Source organism: Carnobacterium jeotgali MS3 (assembly GCF_000745125.1).
In the GTDB taxonomy this organism is placed as follows: domain Bacteria; phylum Bacillota; class Bacilli; order Lactobacillales; family Carnobacteriaceae; genus Carnobacterium_B; species Carnobacterium_B jeotgali.
The window spans coordinates 92,059-113,694 of sequence record NZ_JQNF01000007.1; the positions used below are offsets into that span (position 1 = coordinate 92,059).

Below are 21,636 nucleotides of genomic sequence, written 5' to 3' on the forward strand. Positions count from 1 at the left end.
GCTGCTATTCTATTTTAAAAATTCAGCGTCAATGACCGCTTCGGTCGTCCGTTGCAAAGACTCTTTAGAAAGTTGGTTTTCTTGAGAACGATTAAGCGCATGCTGACTGCCAAGTTCCTTGGTATACTCATCCAGCTGATAGATTCTAAACTTATTTCTTGAATCTTCGGTATCGTTCTTATTGCCTGTGTACTGCATAACTGTCGCATCCCATTTGACATTTTCAATAGTTTTTTCTTCTTCTGTCAGAACAAAATCAAATGAAATCATTCCGCCTAACATATTGTTTTCAGTTCCCGTGGACATTGCAGAGAGAAAGTTCCCCAATGAGTAAACGACCAATGTTTGATTGCCATTTTTCCCTTCTACCCACTCGACCGGTTGAATCACGTGCGGATGAGTCCCAATCACTGCATCTACTTCTAGATCCGCAAACAATTGAGCATATTTCTTTTGAAACTCATTCGGTTCAAGCATATGTTCGTCGCCCCAATGAGCAGATACAATCACAAAATCACTGACTTTCTTTGCCCGTTCAATATCTTGAGTGATCAACGCTTCATCAAAATAATTCAACCGGTAAGAAACATCCGGCTCAATGCCATTGGTACCGTATGTATAGGCTAGAAATGAAAAGGTTACACCGTCACGTTCAATGACCGGAATTGCATCACGCTCTTCTTGAGAATCAAAGACCCCTGTAAATACCATATCTTCTTGTTTATCCCATATGTCTAAAGTGTTGACTACACCTTGTCTGCCTTTGTCCAGTGAATGATTAGATGCGCCATTCACTAAATCGAACCCTAATTCATTTAAATCAGCTGACATATCGCTAGGTGTATTAAATGCTGGATAGCCGGAAAATCCAAAATCATCTCCACCAATCAATGTTTCTTGATTAATAAACGCTAAATCAGCCGTTTCAATCTCCTCTGCTACGTTTTCAAACATGGGTTTAAAATCAAATGTGCCATCTTCTAACTGTGCTTCTTCAAAAATCACATTATGAATCAGGTTATCTCCTACTCCCATAAATGAGACTCTTTTTTCTTCACTAGTTTGTTCAACAGATGATTCACTTGATGAAGTGATTTCTGATGAGTGATTTTCACCAACTTTATTTATGCATCCACTTAAGAGTAATGCGGCTACAAAACACCCTATTTTTTTCATTTTGTTTCTCCCTCGTATTTTCCATTTAGTTCGTTTCTCATTCAAAATAATGGTAAGCGTTTTATATTGGAATGTAAAGCTTTATAAGCCTTTCTTCATCTTTCTTCACGGCAGCAAATTTATCTTAAAGTCAGACTAAAGACGGTCGCTGAATTTTTTTCAACATGTTACACTATTGATTAGTTTATTTATGGAATACAGAGAAAGAGGCGACAGCATCAAATGGAAAAATTAAAAATTCAATTTCAACGATTTATGGTGGGCAGATATGGCGTAGATAAATTTTCAACCTACTTGCTTTACGGAGGATTGGCTATTGTTTTATTCTTTAACTTGCTAAATTGGTCGATTGGTGGCTTACTTGGATGGGCAGCGATCATTTTAGGCTACTATCGAACTTTTTCCCGCAATCGGACAAAACGGTATCAAGAAAATCAGAAATTCCTAACTTTTAAACGCCGTATCGATAACCAATGGAAGAAACAACGCAAAAAATTTCAAGAGCGAAAAGTATATAAATATTATGCTTGTCCCAACTGTCATAAAAAATTACGTGTGCCCCGAAATAAAGGCAAAATCACTATTACATGCCCGCACTGTCGCGAAAAATTCATTAAGAAAACTTAAATTGCTAGGTATTCATCAAGCAATCATTTAAAACCAAAACCTTGCTACAAGTTACTTAAGAAATCCAGTAACTTGTAGCAGGTTTTTTTAATTCATTATTAACGCTTAAAATACAGTATTTCGACTGTTTTATTCATATTTTTGTGAATTTCCGGCTTATATTGCACATTTTTTGTATAGATGTGTTATTATATTAAAATACGATTAGTTAAATTAGATTAAGGAGTGTTTATAGTGAGGAAAACATATAAATTAGCAGCATCTTTGAGTACAGTATTCTTATTAAGCGCATGTAGTAGCAATGGTGATACTTCTAGTACTTCTAGTAGTAGTTCAACAAATGACGGCTCAGGGGACCAAGTCGTTCATTATACTGCACCCACAGAATTATCAACGATGGATACAGCTTTAATTACCGATATCAATAGTTCCAATTATTTAGGACATGTCATCGAAGGGTTATTGCGCATCGATGAAGAAGGAAACCCAGTACCTGCTATTGCAGCTGATGAGGGAGTCATCTCGGAAGATGGTCTTACGTATACTTATAAACTTCGCGAAGATGCGGTATGGTCTAATGGCGATCCTGTTACAGCCAATGATTTCGTATATGCTATGCAAAAATTAGTTGATCCTGATACTGGTGCTTCTTATAGTTACTTAGCTGAAACGATTAAAAATGCTCCCGAAATTATGGCTGGTGAAACAGAGGTTAGTGAATTGGGCGTTACGGCAAATGGAGATCATGAAATTACGTTTACCCTAACCCAGCCCACTCCTTACTTTAAATTTTTATTAGCTTTCACAGCTTTCTTCCCACAAAACCAAGCATTTGTTGAAGAACAAGGTGATGAGTATGGAACATCTAGTGATGCGCTACTTGCAAACGGACCATTTACATTGGAAAATTGGGATGGAACTGGATTAACTTGGGACTTAGAAAAAAATGACGATTATTATGCAGCAGATGAAGTGTCTTTAGACGCCGTTAATGTTCAAGTTGTAAAAGAACCAAGTACTGCAGTTAATTTATTTGAAGGCGGTCAAACGGATAACGCTCATCTAACAGGAGAAATCGTTAAACAATACGCTGATAATGAAAATGTTGTCGTTCAAAAGAAAGCAAGAACCTCTTATTTGGAATTCAACTGGGATAATGATTACTTACAAAACGAGAAATTAAGAGAAGCTTTAGGTTTAGTAATTAATACAGATGATTTAGTCAACACTGTCTTAGGCGACGGTTCGACTGAAATTGGCGGCTTTTTACCAGCTGATTTTGTTACTAACCCAACTACTGGAGATGACTTCACTGAAGAAACAGAATCTTTCCTTTCTTACGACGTAAAACGTGCACAAGAATTATGGGAAGAAGCAAAAACTGAATTAGGCGTAGAGAGTATCGCCCTTTCTTTCGTTGGAGACGATGATGAGAAAAGCAAGCAACTCAGTCAATACATCCAAGGGCAAATTCAAAATAACTTACCAGGCATTTCCATCGAACTACGTAATGTTCCTAAAAAGAATCGTCTTGCACTAGCAGATTCTCGTGACTTTGATGTTCTGTTGACTGGTTGGGGAGCTGATTTCGCTGATGCAATCAACTTTATGGACTTATTATACAGTGACTCACCGTACAACGAAGGTGGCTATGCAAATGCCGAATATGATGCTCTTATCGATCAAGCTAAAACAACGAATGCAAATGATGATGAAAAACGTTGGGCCGATCTTCAACAAGCTCATACAATCTTGACCGACGATTTTGTGTTCATTCCGTTGTACCAAGAAGCCGAAACACAACTTCGCAATCCGGCTGTTGAAGGAATCATCCTCAATTCAGTTGGTGTCGAATTTGACTTAAGTCGCGCAAGTGTTAAAAATTAATTAGTGAACAACAAAAAACCAAAGAGAAGTTTCTTTGGTTTTTTGTTGTTCACTCACTACTGTAGATTATTCTAGAAGTTTTTTTATGGAATAACCAGACTTGCTTGTATAAAGGCCACGGAACCATTTGAACAAAACCTTCTCTGCAATTCTTTTTTAACGATCCTCACAACATCGAACTATTTGACTTCTAAAAAGGTTTAGGCTAGCATAGTAAATGAATTGAATAAGACTTCTGTTAGGTGAGGCTCCTATATGGACACACGCTGCTGCCCAAAAACGTCGAGAGACACCAATGGGTCAACAGGAATGATCGAATTAAGGTCATTTTTAATGTAGCTGATAATTAATCTACGCCATATAGTGCTAAAACTCAACGATGGGGAGAAACTAAAGTTTTTTTTACAAAAAACTTTGATTAAATATGAAATCGTTTATTTGGAATGGGCATTCAAGCATATACTCTATCGTTGAATAGAGTATATGCTTTTTTTGTTGTTGTATTTACAAAAATAGTTTTAACCTCCCTTTCAAAGATTTGTCTTATCGTTTCACATATTATATGGATGACTAATAAAAGTGAGGTGAGTGGTATGGAAATAAGTTCCAGTAATGATAGCCCGGGTGATGATTTTTGGAGAAGAAATGAAGGAATAAGTAAGCCTACCATGAGATTCTTCTTGGTTAGGAAATTCATGCAGTAGACTTATTTCTTCAGTAAGTTAAAGGAGGAAATAACAGTGACAAACACGAAAAAATCTATTTATACAGAAAAAAAATCTAAAAACAATCAATTAAAAGAACTCGGTTACCTTGAAGAAACTGCTATTTTAAAACAATTGAAGACAACTGAATCTGGTTTAAGCGAACAAGAGGCAGAAATACGCTTAGAAAGATACGGCTTAAATGAAGTAGCTGTTCAAAAACCAACCCCTTGGTATGTATTATTGCTTCAAGCCTTCAAGGATCCTTTTATTTATGTTTTAGCGCTTTTATTAGTCGTTTCAGCTGCCACTAAAGATTTCGAAGCCAGTATTGTGATGGCTATGATGATTTTATTTAGTGCTGGTCTTCATTTTATTCAAGAATTCCGTTCTAAAAAAGCTAGTGTAGCTTTGAAAGAATTAATTGAGACTACTTGTACGATAACAAGAGACGGCGCAACAAAAGAAATTCCAATCAATGAAGTAGTTCCTGGTGATATTGTCAATCTTTCGACGGGAGATTTAATTCCGGCAGATTCTCGCTTGATTTGGGCCAAAGATTTATTTGTCAATCAATCATCTTTGACTGGTGAATCTATGCCAATTGAAAAACTTCCTTATTTGGAGAAAGAAAATTCACAGTTGACCGCTTTAGACCTTCCGAATTTATTGTTTATGGGCACCGATGTGTTGAGTGGACAAGGCAAAGTCGTGATTTTAAAAACGGGCGAAGCGACTCTATTTGGCGATATTGCTGCTCAATCTTCCAAATCTAGAGGCGAAACGAGTTTTGACCGCGGAGTGAAAAATGTAAGCAAACTATTGATTCGTTTTATGTTAATTATGGTCCCTATTGTCTTTTTGATCAATGGTTTTTCAAAAGGTGACTGGAGTGAGGCCTTCTTCTTCTCAATAGCCGTTGCCGTTGGTCTGACACCCGAAATGTTGCCAATGATTATTACCAGCAACCTCGCTAAAGGCGCGATTACGATGTCTAAGAAAAAAGTAATTGTTAAAGAATTAAACGCCATTCAAAACTTAGGTGCCATGGATGTTTTATGCACAGATAAAACTGGCACCATTACAGAAGATAAAGTTGTCTTGGTTCGCCATGTTAATCCAATCGGAGAAGAAAGTAATCGTGTTTTAGCATTAGCGTATATGAATTCTAATTATCAAACCGGTTGGAAAAATGTGATGGATCATGCTGTAATCGAGTATTTCAATGAAAATCGCGAAGAAAACAAGTTAGAAAAAATCGAAAAGATTGATGAAATTCCTTTTGATTTTTCAAGACGTCGCTTAACAGTCGCTGTTAAAGCAGGCGATCAGCAATTAATGATCACAAAAGGTGCCGTCGAAGAGATGCTAAAAGTTTGTCGCTATGTAGAGTTAAATGATGAAATCATTCCATTGACTCCACAACTACAAAAAACTCTGGAAGAAGTCAGTATCAACATGAACAAAGAAGGTATGCGTGCATTAGGCGTTGCCTATAAACAAAACGTACATGATTCAGCTATCTACTCCATTAAAGACGAATTTGATATGGTTCTTGTTGGATTTATGGGATTCTTAGATCCGCCAAAAGAATCTGCTATTTCGGCCATTAAATCGTTGCATGAACATGGTGTGAATGTAAAAGTATTGACTGGCGATAATGAAATCGTTGCTCAAAAAATCTGCAAAGACGTTGGAATCCAAGTCGATCGAACAATCCTCGGAACGGAGCTTGACTCTATGACAGATACAGAATTGATGGATGCTACTGGAAAAGTGAATCTTTTTGCTAAATTAAATCCAACTCAAAAAGCTCGTATTATTGAATTGTTGCAACAAAAAGGGCACACTGTTGGATTTATGGGCGATGGGATTAACGATGCTCCAGCATTGAGAACTGCTGATGTCGGTATTTCGGTCGATACAGCAGCCGATATCACGAAAGAGGCTAGTTCCATTATTCTGCTAGAAAAAAGTTTAACCATATTAGAAGATGGCATACTAGAAGGAAGAACTGTGTTTGGAAACATGATGAAGTACATCAAAATGACCATAAGTTCTAACTTTGGAAATGTATTTAGTGTATTAGTAGCAAGTGCCTTTTTACCCTTCTTGCCAATGCTCTCCATACAGCTCCTAGTACAAAATCTTATTTATGATGTAGCTCAATTAACAATTCCTTGGGATAAAATGGACGCGGAAGATTTAATGAAACCAGCTAAATGGGGCACTTCTGATTTATTGAAATTTACGTTTAGCATTGGACCCATCAGCTCTATTTTTGATATTTTAACCTTTATATTAATGTGGTTTATTTTCCAAGCAAATACCGTTCAAAATGCTGCACTATTCCACACAGGATGGTTCGTAATTGGTCTGATCACACAAACAGTTGTCGTCCACATCATCCGGACAAAGAAAATACCATTTATCCAAAGCAGAGCCAGCATGAGTGTAACCTTGTCCACACTTGCAGTTATCATTGTTGCTGTGTTGATTCCAAGCAGCACCTTTGGGACCTTCTTTGATTTTGTAGCACTGCCAATTGCGTATTGGAAATGGATGATTTTAATTGTCTTAACCTATGTTGTACTGATACAAGTAGTCAAATCTATTTATATCAACATTAATAAACAATGGTTATAATAGTTGAAAGATTATAATGGAATGAGCTTATGCTCTAGCAACGGCTTATAGATCTATCTACTCAAACTGAAATTAACCTTGAGTTAATCGAAATAGGGCTCATTGCGTCTGCTCAAACTACTTGACGACCTTGAGTCAACCGAACTAGAGCTCGTTGAGTCTGCTCAAACTACTAAACGACTCTGAGTTAACCCAACTAAGGCTCGTTGCGTCAACTCAAACTACTAAACGACTTTGAGTTAACCGAACTAGGGCTCATTGCGCCAACTCAAACTACTAAACGACTCTGAGTCAACCGAACTAAGGCTCGTTGCGCCAACTTAAACTTAAAATGATCTTGAGTTAATCGTAATAAGAGTCACGGATGGCCTCTTTTTTATCCACAAAAAAACTCGTTACCTTTATTTGAAAAAGGGTAACGAGTATTTTTTCTTACATTTCTCTTGCTAATTTTTCGCCATTCAATACTACATCATAAGTGATTTCAGCTTTTAATGAATTAGAAACGGTGCAATATTTTTCTTCACTTAAACGAACGGCACGCCAAATTTTGCTGCTATCTACTGTTCCGTCTACTACAAAAGTTATGTTCATAGCCGTAAAGTCTTTAGGCGCTTCTTCTCGGCGGGTTCCGTCAGTGATAATTTCAAGTTTTTCAATTTTTTCTAGATGAGGTTTTAAAATCATCGTTGCATCAATTCCGATGCATCCAGCTAATGATGCTAAAAGCATTTCAGTCGGAGTAGCACCTTCCCCTTGTCCGCCATAAGCTGGTGTAGCATCCATCTTAAGTTCATAACCTGAATCACCTTTAGCGGTAAACTTACGACCTTTATTCCATGTTGTTGTTACAATCATCGTTTTACCCCTTCTCTATGTTCTAATTCTTCCATTTTTAAAAATCGTCTAGCACGTTCCGTTTTTGGTTGTGTAAAAAAGGCTTCGGGCTCATTTTGTTCAACGATAACGCCGTCTGCCATAAAAATCACACGATCTGCCACTTCACGTGCAAATTGCATTTCATGTGTCACGATAACCATTGTTCGACCTTCTTTAGCTAATTCTTTGATGACTGTCAAAACTTCATCGACTAATTCAGGATCCAATGAAGATGTTGGCTCATCGAATAACATTACGGTTGGATCCATAGCTAACGCACGTGAAATGGCTACACGCTGTTGTTGTCCACCCGATAATCTAGAAGGAAATTCATCTTTTTTATCTGATAATCCTACTTGTTCCAACATTTTTTCGCCAAGTTGGTTTGCTTTAGTTTTATCCATTTTCTTAACAGTAATCAACGCTTCCGTTACATTTCCCAATGCCGTTTTATGGGGATACAAGTTAAATTGTTGAAAAACCATTCCTGTATGCAAACGTGCTTCACGAACTTTTTTGGTGCGCTCTTTTTTAGACTGCTCAGCGTTCATAATAACGCCGTTTACTTCAATGCTTCCAGCTGTTAGTTCTTCAAGACCATTCATGCAACGCAGCAAGGTGCTTTTTCCAGATCCACTAGGTCCCAAAATAACCACAACTTCACCTGAACTAATTTGCAAATCAATCGACCTTAAGACTTCTAATGCTCCAAACGATTTTACTAATCCATTTATTTTAATCATGTTAATCCCTCAACTATTCATAGATTGACATACGTGCTTCCAACTTGTTCAGTAGGAAAGAAAAAACCGTGCTCATGATCCAATAAATGACCGCGATTCCCAAGTAAAACGGCATGTAACTATAATATTGAGCAATCAGCAATTGAGCTGAACGCAATAATTCCGTTACACTGATGACCGATACTAAGGACGTTTCTTTCAACATACCAATAAAGGTATTCCCTACTGGCGGAATAGCAATGCGAATGGCTTGCGGAAGAATGATTCGACGCATCGCTTGCCAAGGTGTCATCCCTGTTGCATAAGCAGCTTCCATTTGACCTTTTGGAATCGACTGTAAAGCTCCACGAATTGATTCAGACAAATACGCTCCATTATTGACACTCAGTGCAATAAAAGCAGCTGGTAAAGGATCTAATCGAATTCCAAAATCAACTAATCCATAATAGATAATGATGATTTGGACCAAAGTCGGTGTGCCACGGATAATCGAAACGTAACCGCGAGCAACCGCTTGGATCACTTTATTGCCTTTCAGACGAGCAATTGCAACAATGATCCCGATAAGAGAACCGAAAAACATCGAAACCAACGTGATCAATAACGTATAATACGCTCCTTGCAACAAGAACGGGATATTCTGTATTAAAACTTCCATAAAAGAAGTACCTCTCTTCTACTTATTCTTGCTTCATGTTTAGTCTTTTGGTGGTGCTTCGCCGAACCATTTCATAAAGATTTCATCATACGTACCATCTGCTTTAATATCAGCTAAAATAGTATTTACTTCTTCAATAAATGCTTCATTGCCTAATTGAACAGCAATTCCTGCTTGGTCTGATTTGATTGGTTCACCAACTGCTTTAATCTTCAACCCATTTGCTTCAATGATTGGTTTTAAAGCATACATGTTGTTGATAGTAGCATCGATTCGACCAGAATCCAAGTCTTTCAAAGAAGTGATCACATCATCATACGTACGAATGTTAAATTCGCCGACTTCAGGCATCAATTCGTTACGCAAGTATGTTTCATCATTTGTTCCTAGACCTACTCCAATGTCTTTACCCACAAAATCCTCAACAGAAGTAATCTCTGTATTGTCGTCTTTAACAATAACTTTTACTTGATTGGTGATATATGGATCTGAGAATAACATTTCTTTTTTACGGTCATCCGTGATCGTCATTTGACTAGCAACCATATCAAATTTACCCGTTTGCAATCCAGCGATCATTCCTGAAAATTCTTGAGAGACAAATTCAATGTCCACATCTAATCCTTTGGCAATTTCTTTAGCAATATCTGCATCAAAACCATCCATATCTTTATCTTCATTGATAAAGTTGTACGGTTGATACGTTCCCATTACGCCGACTTTTAATACCCCAGCGTCTTGAACTGACTTCAATAAATCTCCATCAGCAGTTGAAGTTGCATCCTCTTTTGTTGATGTTCCACATGCACTAACAAATAACGCTACTACCGCAATTCCAGCCAGCATCCATTTCTTCTTTTTCACTATTTATCTCATCCTTTTCTGTTGACGTTCTTAATTTTTAATTTTATCACTTTACAAAAAGTAAGTAAAGAGATTAGTTTATCATTTAAAAAAGTCTACATTAGCTTTATATTAACTATACAACTTGTATTTAGTTTATAACAATAGAGACTGCAAAAGCTAAAAGATGATTCTTTAATCTATCTTTTTTGGCTTAGTTGCCTTAAACACCATAAAATCAGCACATCTTAAATCTTCTTCGAATGACGGATATTTTTCCAACATTGTTTCTGATGGCTTCGGTTCGACTATACTTTCTATAGTAAAACCAGTTTTTATTAACTTGTCAACATAACTGGTTAATGTCCTGTGGAAAAACATTACTTTATCTTTATCCCCTAATCGTTGTTCATGAGCACCTTCATAAAAATAACGATCCACGTTCCAATGCAATTTTTCTCCACTATCATTTTTCTCCCAACCACTTCCAGGAGTAACAAAACAAGGATGCAAAATAGAAAAGATAAAACTGCCTCCTTCTACTAATAAACGAAACATCTCTTGAAAGGCTTTTTCGTAGTTTGGCAAGTCTTGCATAACCATGTTAGATACTATCAAATCAAAATTAGTGTCTTTGAGCGTATTCAAATCCTCACAGTTGCCTTTTATATACTTAATCTGTAAGTCATTTGGTGTTCTCTCTTGTGCAATTTCAATCATCCTCAAAGAGTAATCAACCGCTGTCACATTCGATCCACCTTTGGACAACAATCGGCTTAAATAGCCTTCACCACATCCGGCATCCAAAACTTGTTTATTTTTAAATTCTCCCATAAGAGAAAATATAGTTGGATTTAAAAACACTTCTTTATGAATTTCCCCTTGTTCGTTATGAGTTTTTGAATACGTATCGGCAAACGCATCCCATCTTCTAATGGCTTCTTCAGCATTAACAGTTTGGTCCATTTATGATTCCCTCCTAATTGGAACGACTTGAGTTCCGGCTATTAAATCACCTAAATGACGTTTATCTTTTCTAAAAAATCCCATAACCAATAAGATAACAGCTAACAGAATTCCGGCATTTGTAAAAACAATCGAGCTCCAAGTTGTAAATTCAGAATAAATACCATCGATGACCCCAATATGAGCAAGCTGCCACGGTAAAAATTTAATGCTATTTCTAACCAAACTTCTAAAAAACGAAGGCGTTTTATACTGTACTTTTAAACCCACTCTTCTCTTACCATATGTCCCAAAGGGTTTTTTGTAATCAAGTAACGAGAAAACAAGCACTATCGGAACAACCGATTCAAACGTTGCTATCAGTTGAGATTGAATGATTGTAAATCCAGGTATTCCATCTAACACTAAAAAATAAAAGACTAAGTTAGCCAGAAGAAGAAACACAAGATAAAGCAAAATCACACTGTAATCAATTGCCAGTTCTTTGATTCTTACTTGCACTCGAATCGGATTATTCTCCCTCACTAGCTTCACCCTTTCAAACTAAAATTTGAACTTATGCGTCAATTATACTACATATTTTTACTTAACAGGTTTAAGTAAAAGTTCAACATGCGTTTAGGAAAAACAAAAATATACAAAAACTATTGCAGCAGCAATAACCCTATAGGAATTCCTAATTTTTTACTATACAATTGAAAGATACCAATCCATTTTTTCATACAGTGGGTGTTTAAAATAAATTTACTATTAAGGAGTCCAACTTATGAAGAGTGGTTTAGAACCAATCTATGATGAAAATACTAAAATTTTGATACTCGGCAGTGCTCCAAGTGAGAAGTCGTTAGAATTGCAACAATACTATGCCAATAAAGGCAATCAATTTTGGAAAATCATTTCTGAATCTTTAAATACTACTGATCCAATCGACTATGAAAAACGGTTGGAATTATTGTCACAAAACCAAATTGGCCTATGGGATATTTATAGTCATTTTGATAGAATTGGGAGTTTAGATAGTAACTTTAAACAAACAAAATTAAATAATTTTGATGCATTATTTTCAACAGCATCTATCAAACTTATCATTGCAAATGGAGACAAATCTTATCAAGAAGTTTTAAAATCAACTATTTTTGAGCACTATACTGTCATAAAATGTTTATCCACCAGTGGTGCAAATAATGGCAAAGCACAAGAACGAAAAATAGAATGGAATGAGGCTCTCCAACTTCCCTTTCTTAGAGAGTAATTCATTCAAATCTTACAGTAGCCATGGAGTACCCTCTAGTATTCAAAGTGAAAGGGTATACGTGGGATTTGATTAAAATATAATGAACTAAATTTATCCTAACAAAAAGACAAAATATCTTTATACGATATTTTGTCTTTTTCATATCTAAATCTAATTAATATATATTACATTATAAAGGAACTCTCTCTATCGAGCTCCTCCGCCGCCTCCACCACCGGCACCTCCACCTCCACCAAAGGAAGTTGAACCACCCGTTCCAGATACTGCTGATGAAGCACTTGAATGGAATCCACCATTTGCTAATCCACTAGACCAGTCATTTCTAAACCCTGTCACACCATTCCAATACCAGTAATGGTAGATGAATTGATTGTCGCCATAACTATTATCCGGATTCGGAATCATTTTCTTGAACTCTTTGGTTATTTCCTCACTTCTATAGTACAACGTATTCCAAAATAGGAATTCTTCAAAGGAGAATTGGTTAGTACCATCTGAAAAACCTTCCAAGTCAATTTCTTCTAAATAATTATCAAATTGAACCAAACGGTCAAATAATTTATCCCCTTCAGGACTAGCAACAGCTACCTCATGTTTCGCACCCCATACGTCAACTTTTCCAAATGAAATAAGATTTTCTTTTTCTAAATATTCTTTTGAATAATCAATCAAATGATCTGCAAATTTCTCTACTTCTTTAGCATGTTTTCTAGCCCATTGATTCATTTCATCATCTTTAATAATTCCATTACTGTCAGAAGCATCCATGAGCATGGTCCACAAACCACTTTCATATGTTTCCTCGTGATTAGTCTCAAGGTTATCCACAAATTCTTTGAACGACTGTGGATAACGTAAACACTCTTCCTCAAAATGAAGCATTTCAATTTCTGTATCAAATCCATCACTAAATAATGATTTTTTCTCAACTGTATGGATAATGATTCGTTCCTCATAAGACCATTTCAGCAAATACGCTGAGAAGTAATCTTCGAAATACCCTTTATGGATGTCTTGCAATAAATAGGCAATGCCGGCAAAATCTTCTCCAGTAAATGGAATCTCTTCTAATACAACATCTTTATGCTCTTTGATTCTTTGTGCTCCTGTGCGCATTTGCCCTGCTTCTTTTCTGGCCTTTTTTAATTTCTTTGTATAATTGATAATAAAAGCTGTGATTCCTCCACCAGCAACTGCAATAAGAGAGATGATAACGATAGGAATTGTATTAGAAATAGCCTCGTCATTATACGCTGAACCATTCATAGCCATTTCGCGCTGTTCCTCCGTCGTCATACCTGCACTAGCTTGTGTAGCGAACATACCTTGCGGAAACTGCAGCAAGACCGTTACATCTTTGCTATCATCAACTTCTTCATCGGCTTTCCACACAATCGTATTTCCTTCTAATTGGATATCTCCTTCAAAACCAAATCCCCAGAAACGAACATTTTCTTTAGTAAAGGGTTCAAATCCAGTAATTTCAACTGTTAAATTCTCTGCTGGAATGTCAGAAAATGTATCAAAATTCCATAGTAAACCCTGTCCATCTTCCAATTCACGAACTAAGTTTGATAAAGTATACGTCACTTCATAGTCATTTTCTCCATACTCCCCAATACCCCAGATGAGTTCTAATCCATCATCTGTCTCAACAGTGCCATAATGTCCAGCCTTCTCTTTTAATGAAGCATCTAGATTCCATGGTTCCATCAATTGATACCCAGCTACTGAAAAATCAAGCAGTTTAGAATCTTGCAAGCTTTCCAAAGCAATGTATAATTCAGTACCATCATCCATCGTCATTCTTCGATGTTCTGTAACAACTCCAGAACCGTCTTCTTGTAAGTCAATTTGAATTTTCATATCTGATAATTTATTTTCCGCAAAAACAGTTTCACCAAATGCCATACTAAACAGAAAAGCTATGCCTATACCAACTAACCCTTTGATCCTTTTATTCATCTAACTGTCCCCACTTTCTGTTTTATGTAACTCATTTCTTTTAGATAACTTATTTTTGTTTAATTCTTCTATCTATTTCTAGTATACACAATATCACTATACTCTAGGAAACGTTTTCCTATATAGCTGCTATAAATGTTCTTTTGCTTAACTAAGTACTCCTTTAAAAAATTGGAAGTGAAAAAGAGAGCTTTAGTATTAGTCTCTAAAAATCAGTGTGAAAACTAATTTTAGAGACAACTAAAGCTCTCATCTATTATCTAAATGTCTATTAAAAATTATTAGCGTGGTTTTTAGTCACAAACCCATTTGCCGTCAATCATGTTGCAAGCGGCCGCATTTGATCCCATTAATGTTAGTCCTTTTAATTGAAATCCTTCTTCTTTAGCGATTTTTTCAATCGTTTGTTCGATAACTTCTTGTGGCTGTGCTCCACTGATTAAGTATTTTTGGTTCACTACCAGTGCAGGAGCTCCTTGAATACCATAATCTTGTACGCGTTGTAAGTCTTCCAAAACGGCTTGTTCCGTTTCTGGGTTCTCGAATTGCACTTTCCAATCATCAAAATCAATTGAAGTTTTCTTTACTACATCTTCAATCACTGTCAAATCTGAGATATCTCTGTTTTCTACAAACAAAGCTTGTTGCAAACCATCGAAAACAGCCCAATACGTGTCTTGATCCGCAATCATTCCAGCAGCTTTCGCAGCTTTCAATCCATTTTTAGATGTTGGAAATAAGAAATCCTGTTCTTTCATTCCTTCTATATTAAAACGGTGTTCGTCATCATTTTGATTAGCATTTTCCCAATGATGAATTACTTCAGGTTTTACTGCTTCATGCGAACCAAATTGCTGAATAAACTGTTCTTTCTCCCATCCTAAAGCAAATGAACGATGGATGATTTCTAATTTTGGATACTTTTCAGCCACTTTTCTCATGCGATAAGACATCGGAAAACAAAAACTACAGATCACATCGTGGAAAAATTCTACTTGCATGTTATCACTCCTACTAGTTGACTTCTACTTACTTATTGTAACTTGAATAGATTGCATTATCAACTTTGTCCCCTCATTTGATATTCTCGTTACATTCGCTTATTTTGATGTGTGATCATTGATTGAATAAACCAGATTACACTTTTACTCTCCCAATTAGGTTGATTATTTTATTTTTTTGGGGACTGTTAACATAATAGCATTGCCTCATTTTTAAAGTTCTATAGATACCATCCGCCATATTTTATGCCATTCTTTATTTTTCATACGTTCAACATATATTGGATAAAAATCACTCGGCTTTTGGTAAAAAGGTGTAGGCTTCACTTTCATTTCAAACAGATCTTGTATTCCATAGGGTGCCATGATTTCAAATTCATTATTAGAAATCCTTATTGCTAGTGCAGTTGGTATTTCTGGAAAGTGAGCAACTCCATCATACGTTGAAGTAAAAGGATCAAAGCCACTTTTTAAATGCATACGGGCTTGGTTTTTCACGGACCAAGGCTGATTTGGAAGTAAAATCCCTAACTCTTTTTCCAATTGTTTTTCTATTTCCCAGGAAATATTTGAAGGATCGTAATAAATAACATCAATATCATTTATAGGTGTCGCAATATGATGAAACTTATCCCAAACTTTATTTCGAATAAGACCTGCACATACCCAAGCATCTTTTATCTCTAATTTCTCTACAGTTTTCAAAATTGATACTATGTAAGTGTCTTGTTTAATCATTTCTGTCAACTGTTTTTCGAAGTTAGCCATTTTGACCTCCTTAAATATGGCTATTTCTTTCGTATGATTTTATATGTAGCATTTTCATGACTAAGAACACCGTATCTTTTAATCAAAAATCACGAAGAATTTTGATTTATAAAAATGTGATTTTAAGATAGCTTCCTTCTCATTATTGTAAAAGACAAAATATTCAGGTCAATCAGTTAAAGAATCATCTTTCCTATGAAACAGTTGATACTTTACTTTTTAACTATATTGCTTTATATCCTTTTTATCAGTAATTTTAAATAAAGGGTATATCCTTACTCTTACTATAGGCTCATTCAAAAAAAAAACACGAAACTATTCAACTTCGTGTTTTAAAAACCTCTACAAATTAATGAAATTTCCCAGAAACAAGTTCTCCATTAAACATGACAACTCTTTCTAGGCAAACTCGTGCAATTAGGTGTGCAGAACTTTCTGCTTTTGCAAATAATATCTGCGCTTGGTCTCCAATTTTTGGCCATCGTTGATTGCCTTTTGAATCTAAAGGAGTTAATCCATTCGAAACCAAAGAATATGCTTGAGCTAATGACCTTTCATCTTTCATCGAAAACACTTCTGCGGCCCGGCTAGCTCGTTCAATTAAATCCCCAGAACCAAATGGGCTCCAATGGTCATTGATATTATCATTTACCACTCGTACTTTTACTCCCTCTTCTTGAAGTAATAGAACTGGTAGAACAGTTGTATCAATCGGAATAGTTGTGTTAATTCCAATACCCGCTTCAGCTAATTTTTTTGCAATCGTTTGAATCATTTCTTCATCTCCATCAGCCAAAGCAAGTGCATGGCTAATTTGAACTTTTCCTTCTAATTGGTATTTTTTTGTGTAGTCAATTATTCGATTAATTTCAAATAATCCTAATGTTCCTCGATCATGCAGATGGTAGTCAATTCCTCTATTGTATTGACGAGCTAATGTAAAAGTTGTAAGGAGCGATTTTTCTATATCTCCATCAATCGTTGCTGGATCCAATCCCCCTAAAATAAACGTATCATCACTAGCCAAAGCTCTACTTAATAAGCCTTGTTCTTCAGTTATCAACGTGCCATGTTGTGGAAAAACAACAATTTCGTAGTCTAAACGATGTTTATTTTTTTCTAACACTTGTTTTACACACACTAAATTATCTAATTCTATGACCGAATCAACATTTGTTTGAACTCTTAAAAAGGTAGCTCCTTTGCTACAAATTAAATCAATCAATGCTTGTGCTTTTTGGGGTGTTTCAGAAAGAAAATCTCTTAAAAATTCTTTCTCTTCTTGAATCCGTTCTGCTACTCCTGAAGCAGGGATAACCGCTTGCCATTTTCCGCCAAAATGACCCTTGTCTAAATGGACATGATTATCTTGCAGAGCAGGTAAAGCTAAGTAACCTTTTGCATCAATTGTCTTTAGACTAGTTTCTGGAGCTTTCTCAGTAATCGTCTTGATTTTGCCATTCTCAACTTCTAAAGCAAACTCAGCTGTAGTCGTTACAAATTTATTCGATCTGACTTCCTCGTAACCTGTCTCTAAATAAACATTTTTTATCCAAACCATATCAATTATCTCCTTCTTTGAATTATGTAACTCTAGTTCATTATTCACTACTTATTAACTGTTTCAATTCTACTTCTTCCTACCCTTACCCTATAAAGACATCTTCTTGAGGATAGCGCAACAAAGAATTTTCTTTTCTAGCAATCAATATAGAAGCAACCGTAACAGGACCGAGACGTCCGACAAACATGACAAACATAATAACAAATTTACCTATTGTCGTTAGTTCCGATGTTAACCCAGCTGAAAGTCCAACGGTTCCGAATGCTGAAACAACTTCAAAAATAATAGCAATAAATGATCCATTTTCAGTTATCGTTAAAATAAAGATGGCCACAAAAACTAATAAAAAACTTATCATAGTTAGAGTAAAAGCTCTCAAAATAGCATTGCTTTTTATTCTTCGCCCAAACAAAGACACTTCTTCTCCACCTTTTAAGATGGTAATGGTTGTTAAAAGTAAAATAATAAATGTGCTCAGCTTGATTCCACTACCAGTTGAAGCACTTCCTGCCCCAACAAACATCAGTAACACAGTTAACAGCATGGTGGGTACTGTCAGCGCAGTTATATCAATAGAATTAAAACCAGCTGTTCTAGGAGTCAGGCCTTGAAAATAAGCACTCCATACTTTATCCCCAAATGATAAATTTCCTAATGTTTGAGGATTGGAATATTCTAAAAGAAAAATTGAAATTATTGCAATTACATTTATAACTATTGTACCTATAATCATAACTTTTGAGTGAAGAGTCAAGGTCTTAAATTTTTTCTTATTCCACACATCTAAAAGAACTGTAAATCCTATTCCCCCTAAAATAAACATGCTTGTAATGGCCAAGTTCACTAACGGATCTCCTACATAATTAGTTAGATTATCCGGCCATAGAGAAAATCCAGCGTTATTAAATGCTGCGATAGTATGGAATAAGCTATAAAAGCCACCCTTAGAAAATCCGAATTCTGGAATCCATTTGATGGATAAAATGATAAAACCAACTAGTTCAATACTAAAAGAGAAGACTAATAAATATCGAACCAATCGAATAATTCCTCCTGAAGAATCTTGATTTAATGATTCTTTAATAAGATTTCTTTGTTGCATGCCAATTTTCCGTTTGAATATGAAAAAAATAAAAACTGCAGACGTCATTAGGCCTAATCCACCAAGTTGCATGAGGAACATAATAACCGTTTGTCCAAATAACGTAAAAGCTGTACCAGTATCAACTACAATTAAACCTGTAACAGTAACTGCAGAAGTTGCAGTAAATAAAGTGTCTAACCATGAAATTGTTTGTGTAGTCGCAATAGGTAATTTTAATAATACTGTACCTATTACAATAAGAATAAAAAAACTTGTTACAACTGTCATTGATGGATTTAAACGACTAGTAGATTGTTTTAAATATCCTTTTAAAGTAATCTTATTCATCAATCTACAATCCTTTCTCTTCCAAACGTTTTATATCATTATTTTTTCCTATAACGACGATCATATCTCCTTCGTATAATTTATCTTCTGCTGAAGGCGATATATTTACTTTCTCTTCATTTTTTATAGCTAAAATAGTACAGCCATACTTTGCTCTGATATTTAACTCATTAAGCGTTTTATTAGCTAGTCTTTTAGAAATGTCTAATTCTGATATGCTATACTCTTCAGAAAGTTCTATATACTCTTGAAGCTTTCCAGATTGTATTTGATTAGCAACTCTAATTCCCATATCGTATTCTGGTTGTATGACTCTATCTGCTCCAATCTTAGCAAGAACTTTCTTATGATTAGCATTTTGAGCCTTTACCCATACATTTCTCACCCCCATTTCTTTTAATAATAGGGTACACATAATACTAGCCTGCATATTATCTCCTATCGCAACCACAGCATAATCAAAGTTTCCAACACCCAGTAACTTCAAAACTTCTTCACGGGAAGCATCTGCTATAACAGCTTTTGTACTATCGGTTAAAACCGCATTAACTTTTTCTTCCTTTATATCAATCGCTAAAACTTGATGACCCAAACGATGCAACTCTTTACAGACACTTCCTCCAAATCTTCCTAATCCAATAACTACAAATTCTTTTTTCATAATTCAACTCCTACCTACTCTCCCAAAAATCATAGGGATTAATAGCTTTTTTTAATGATAGTTGAAAATTTTATAACATTTTTCAAAAGGAAATCTTGTAATCCATTATGTATGTTTGTAAATTTGATTTCATTAATATATGTGACTATAGTATTGTTCTTTATACATCATAATAGTGTGCACTATATAATAATTCAAGCGATTTCTATCAGTTCATTATTTACTAAAGTTAATTTTTTTATTTATTTACTGGCTGTAGTCCTATTTTATTTTATTGTATACTATTCTATAGATGAATAATTTATTAGTATTATTCTTTTAACCGTTTACTACAATTATTTGGTTATCTGTTACTTATTACCACAAAAATTAAACGATACAACTGGAGATGAAATTGACTTGAAGAAAAAAAATTACACATTGAGAGCTTTTCTTTTTAACCCTGTAACCGTAGCGATTTACGGGATAGGGGCTTATTACGTATGTTCACTTGCTCAATACGGCGGAGTTGCTCAGAAAGCTCCCATTATTTTGACTATTTTTATTAGTTTGATTGTCTGGATGGGTTGGGGTCTTTATTGGTACATCTGGAAAGTTGATAAAAAACAAACACCTTCACCACATACCATAAAACGCAGCAAATTTCTCTTTCTACTTAGTATCAATTTTTCCCTTTTGATCACTGTTGCATCAGGAATCAGCCTTTACCATAGCGGTACTAATTATCAAGGGAAATTAGCTTATGTCATTCAAGATTATTTAACTTCTAGTGATGTCACATTTGATCACAATAATGTCTATCAAGATGGTTTAAATGGCTTATTAGAAGATCTTGAAACGAAGTATGATTTGCCAGATGAATTGTACGTCAGCAATCAAGTCGAATTGACCTTTAATAAAGCGGGCGACATTACTACTTTCTATAGTTTTTTGTATGGCTTAAATGACGCTGGCGAGACAGAAAGTTATTTGATTGATTACGATAGTTCAAAAAGTGCTGATTTCAGCGTAACTTTAAACGGCAACGTCAATCCAACATTTGAGAAAAACATGAGACTCCAACCCTTACTAGATGCGATGGAGATTCTTCCGATAAAAGAAACCGTAAAAGACTGGGATGAAGATTCGTTTGGCATTTATTACGCTGGTTCACGTAGTTGGGGATACAATACTGAAGGAATTCTTTATTTTGATGAAAAAGGCGATACTTTTCCAATCGAAACAGCCTTCAATGAAATTATCGGTTATTCAATTTCTGTTTATACACCTACTAATAATACGATTACACCAGTCCGTTTTGTCGACTATACACCAGATGTTTCACCTATCCAAAGTGGAGATGTTCCAACCGATCAAAATATGAATGACATTGAAACCCATTTTCTGACTAAAAAACTTGGCTATCAATTAGTCGTAGTAGACGCTGCGGCAGGTTCGCGTTTTTATTCATTGAACAAGACTACAGATGGCGGAAATACTTGGAACGTGGTCAACGCTGATCCATTTGCAGGCCAACTGGGTGTTTCATCTGGCATCACTTTTATGGATGAGAGTCTCGGTTTTGTCGGACTCTCTCACAGTGGAGGTAGCTATGCAGATCTCTATCGCACAACCGATGGAGGTATCTCTTTTGAAACAGTAGAACTACCAACAATCGAAGTTCCTTTAACCGATACAGAAAAGTACGCTCCTTTCGATTTTCCGGAAATGCCTTATAAAGAAAGCGACAGTTTGTTTATCCAAGTAGGTCAAGGTCAAGATGGCGATTATAACGGCGGCAGTAAAGCCTTGTATCAATCCAAAGACAATGGCGAAACTTGGGCGTTTGTTGGAGAAGTTTAATAATATTCACCTTATAAAA

18 protein-coding genes and 1 riboswitch are annotated in these 21,636 nt (G+C 35.6%); of the genes, 5 read left to right on the forward strand and 13 right to left on the reverse strand.

Annotation, left to right across the window (positions count from 1 at the left end; all coding sequences use genetic code 11):
- Positions 1–9: 9 nt before the first annotated feature.
- Complete coding sequence (locus tag BP18_RS06560; protein WP_007721297.1) at positions 10–1,176, reverse strand: CapA family protein; 1,167 nt, start codon at positions 1,174–1,176, stop codon at positions 10–12.
- Between the two features lie 222 nt (positions 1,177–1,398).
- Between BP18_RS06560 and BP18_RS06565 the strand changes: the two genes are divergently transcribed.
- The 3 genes from BP18_RS06565 (at position 1,399) to mgtA (ending at position 7,040) form a co-directional block, all read left to right on the forward strand.
- Entirely contained in the window at positions 1,399–1,803 is a 405-nt protein-coding gene (locus BP18_RS06565; RefSeq protein ID WP_029277667.1) for a zinc ribbon domain-containing protein, read from the forward strand.
- Between the two features lie 234 nt (positions 1,804–2,037).
- A complete protein-coding gene (locus BP18_RS06570) occupies positions 2,038–3,690 on the forward strand; it encodes a peptide ABC transporter substrate-binding protein (protein WP_029277665.1) in 1,653 nt (550 codons plus the stop codon).
- Positions 3,691–3,917: 227 nt separating this feature from the next.
- Positions 3,918–4,082, forward strand: a riboswitch (M-box (ykoK) riboswitch).
- 348 nt (positions 4,083–4,430) lie between these two features.
- Positions 4,431–7,040, forward strand: a complete 2,610-nt coding sequence (gene mgtA / locus BP18_RS06575) for a magnesium-translocating P-type ATPase (RefSeq protein ID WP_029277663.1) — start codon at positions 4,431–4,433, stop codon at positions 7,038–7,040.
- 432 nt (positions 7,041–7,472) lie between these two features.
- Here mgtA and BP18_RS06580 read toward each other — a convergent pair whose 3' ends face one another.
- From BP18_RS06580 to BP18_RS06605, 6 genes are all read right to left on the reverse strand, one after another.
- The gene (locus BP18_RS06580; protein WP_007721305.1) at positions 7,473–7,898 is read right to left on the reverse strand and encodes an OsmC family protein; all 426 of its coding nucleotides are present in this window, start codon (positions 7,896–7,898) and stop codon (positions 7,473–7,475) included.
- The gene (locus BP18_RS06585; protein ID WP_029277661.1) at positions 7,895–8,662 is read right to left on the reverse strand and encodes an amino acid ABC transporter ATP-binding protein; all 768 of its coding nucleotides are present in this window, start codon (positions 8,660–8,662) and stop codon (positions 7,895–7,897) included. Before BP18_RS06585 ends, BP18_RS06580 begins: the two co-directional genes overlap by 4 nt.
- Positions 8,663–8,675: 13 nt before the next feature.
- The gene (locus tag BP18_RS06590; protein WP_029277659.1) at positions 8,676–9,320 is read right to left on the reverse strand and encodes an amino acid ABC transporter permease; all 645 of its coding nucleotides are present in this window, start codon (positions 9,318–9,320) and stop codon (positions 8,676–8,678) included.
- Between the two features lie 39 nt (positions 9,321–9,359).
- Positions 9,360–10,184: a substrate-binding periplasmic protein gene (locus tag BP18_RS06595; RefSeq protein ID WP_007721308.1), complete on the reverse strand. Its 825-nt coding sequence runs from the start codon at positions 10,182–10,184 to the stop codon at positions 9,360–9,362.
- A gap of 174 nt (positions 10,185–10,358) precedes the next feature.
- Complete coding sequence (locus BP18_RS06600; protein WP_029277656.1) at positions 10,359–11,129, reverse strand: class I SAM-dependent methyltransferase; 771 nt, start codon at positions 11,127–11,129, stop codon at positions 10,359–10,361.
- A complete protein-coding gene (locus BP18_RS06605; RefSeq protein WP_029277654.1) occupies positions 11,130–11,663 on the reverse strand; it encodes an RDD family protein in 534 nt (177 codons plus the stop codon).
- A 232-nt stretch (positions 11,664–11,895) separates the two neighbouring features.
- On the opposite strand from BP18_RS06605, the gene BP18_RS06610 reads away from it, so the two are divergent.
- A complete protein-coding gene (locus BP18_RS06610) occupies positions 11,896–12,381 on the forward strand; it encodes a DNA-deoxyinosine glycosylase (RefSeq protein WP_029277652.1) in 486 nt (161 codons plus the stop codon).
- A gap of 189 nt (positions 12,382–12,570) precedes the next feature.
- Here BP18_RS06610 and BP18_RS06615 read toward each other — a convergent pair whose 3' ends face one another.
- The 6 genes from BP18_RS06615 to BP18_RS06640 form a co-directional block, all read right to left on the reverse strand.
- Positions 12,571–14,349 carry a DUF2207 domain-containing protein gene (locus BP18_RS06615; protein WP_029277649.1) on the reverse strand — a complete coding sequence of 593 codons (1,779 nt, stop codon included), beginning with the start codon at positions 14,347–14,349 and terminating at the stop codon, positions 12,571–12,573.
- A 293-nt stretch (positions 14,350–14,642) separates the two neighbouring features.
- Positions 14,643–15,350: a DsbA family oxidoreductase gene (locus BP18_RS06620; RefSeq protein ID WP_007721318.1), complete on the reverse strand. Its 708-nt coding sequence runs from the start codon at positions 15,348–15,350 to the stop codon at positions 14,643–14,645.
- 213 nt (positions 15,351–15,563) lie between these two features.
- Positions 15,564–16,118 carry a nucleotidyltransferase family protein gene (locus BP18_RS06625; protein ID WP_007721319.1) on the reverse strand — a complete coding sequence of 185 codons (555 nt, stop codon included), beginning with the start codon at positions 16,116–16,118 and terminating at the stop codon, positions 15,564–15,566.
- 349 nt (positions 16,119–16,467) lie between these two features.
- A complete protein-coding gene (locus BP18_RS06630) occupies positions 16,468–17,679 on the reverse strand; it encodes an amidohydrolase (protein ID WP_029277647.1) in 1,212 nt (403 codons plus the stop codon).
- A gap of 85 nt (positions 17,680–17,764) precedes the next feature.
- The gene (locus BP18_RS06635) at positions 17,765–19,114 is read right to left on the reverse strand and encodes a TrkH family potassium uptake protein (protein ID WP_035050505.1); all 1,350 of its coding nucleotides are present in this window, start codon (positions 19,112–19,114) and stop codon (positions 17,765–17,767) included.
- Positions 19,115–19,118: 4 nt separating this feature from the next.
- Positions 19,119–19,775 carry a potassium channel family protein gene (locus BP18_RS06640; RefSeq protein WP_029277645.1) on the reverse strand — a complete coding sequence of 219 codons (657 nt, stop codon included), beginning with the start codon at positions 19,773–19,775 and terminating at the stop codon, positions 19,119–19,121.
- Positions 19,776–20,174: 399 nt separating this feature from the next.
- Between BP18_RS06640 and BP18_RS06645 the strand changes: the two genes are divergently transcribed.
- A complete protein-coding gene (locus tag BP18_RS06645) occupies positions 20,175–21,617 on the forward strand; it encodes a WD40/YVTN/BNR-like repeat-containing protein (protein ID WP_231549445.1) in 1,443 nt (480 codons plus the stop codon).
- Positions 21,618–21,636: the final 19 nt, after the last annotated feature.

What these genes read in the sequence shown, in the direction of transcription:
- BP18_RS06630 (WP_029277647.1), bottom strand. Translation starts at nt 17,679, where the DNA reads ATGGTTTGGATAAAAAATGTTTATTTAGAGACAGGTTACGAGGAAGTC.
- BP18_RS06565 (WP_029277667.1), top strand. Translation starts at nt 1,399, where the DNA reads ATGGAAAAATTAAAAATTCAATTTCAACGATTTATGGTGGGCAGATAT.
- BP18_RS06620 (WP_007721318.1), bottom strand. Translation starts at nt 15,350, where the DNA reads ATGCAAGTAGAATTTTTCCACGATGTGATCTGTAGTTTTTGTTTTCCG.
- BP18_RS06590 (WP_029277659.1), bottom strand. Translation starts at nt 9,320, where the DNA reads ATGGAAGTTTTAATACAGAATATCCCGTTCTTGTTGCAAGGAGCGTAT.
- BP18_RS06610 (WP_029277652.1), top strand. Translation starts at nt 11,896, where the DNA reads ATGAAGAGTGGTTTAGAACCAATCTATGATGAAAATACTAAAATTTTG.
- BP18_RS06615 (WP_029277649.1), bottom strand. Translation starts at nt 14,349, where the DNA reads ATGAATAAAAGGATCAAAGGGTTAGTTGGTATAGGCATAGCTTTTCTG.
- BP18_RS06635 (WP_035050505.1), bottom strand. Translation starts at nt 19,114, where the DNA reads ATGAATAAGATTACTTTAAAAGGATATTTAAAACAATCTACTAGTCGT.
- BP18_RS06640 (WP_029277645.1), bottom strand. Translation starts at nt 19,775, where the DNA reads ATGAAAAAAGAATTTGTAGTTATTGGATTAGGAAGATTTGGAGGAAGT.
- BP18_RS06580 (WP_007721305.1), bottom strand. Translation starts at nt 7,898, where the DNA reads ATGATTGTAACAACAACATGGAATAAAGGTCGTAAGTTTACCGCTAAA.
- BP18_RS06560 (WP_007721297.1), bottom strand. Translation starts at nt 1,176, where the DNA reads ATGAAAAAAATAGGGTGTTTTGTAGCCGCATTACTCTTAAGTGGATGC.
- BP18_RS06585 (WP_029277661.1), bottom strand. Translation starts at nt 8,662, where the DNA reads ATGATTAAAATAAATGGATTAGTAAAATCGTTTGGAGCATTAGAAGTC.
- BP18_RS06625 (WP_007721319.1), bottom strand. Translation starts at nt 16,118, where the DNA reads ATGGCTAACTTCGAAAAACAGTTGACAGAAATGATTAAACAAGACACT.
- BP18_RS06600 (WP_029277656.1), bottom strand. Translation starts at nt 11,129, where the DNA reads ATGGACCAAACTGTTAATGCTGAAGAAGCCATTAGAAGATGGGATGCG.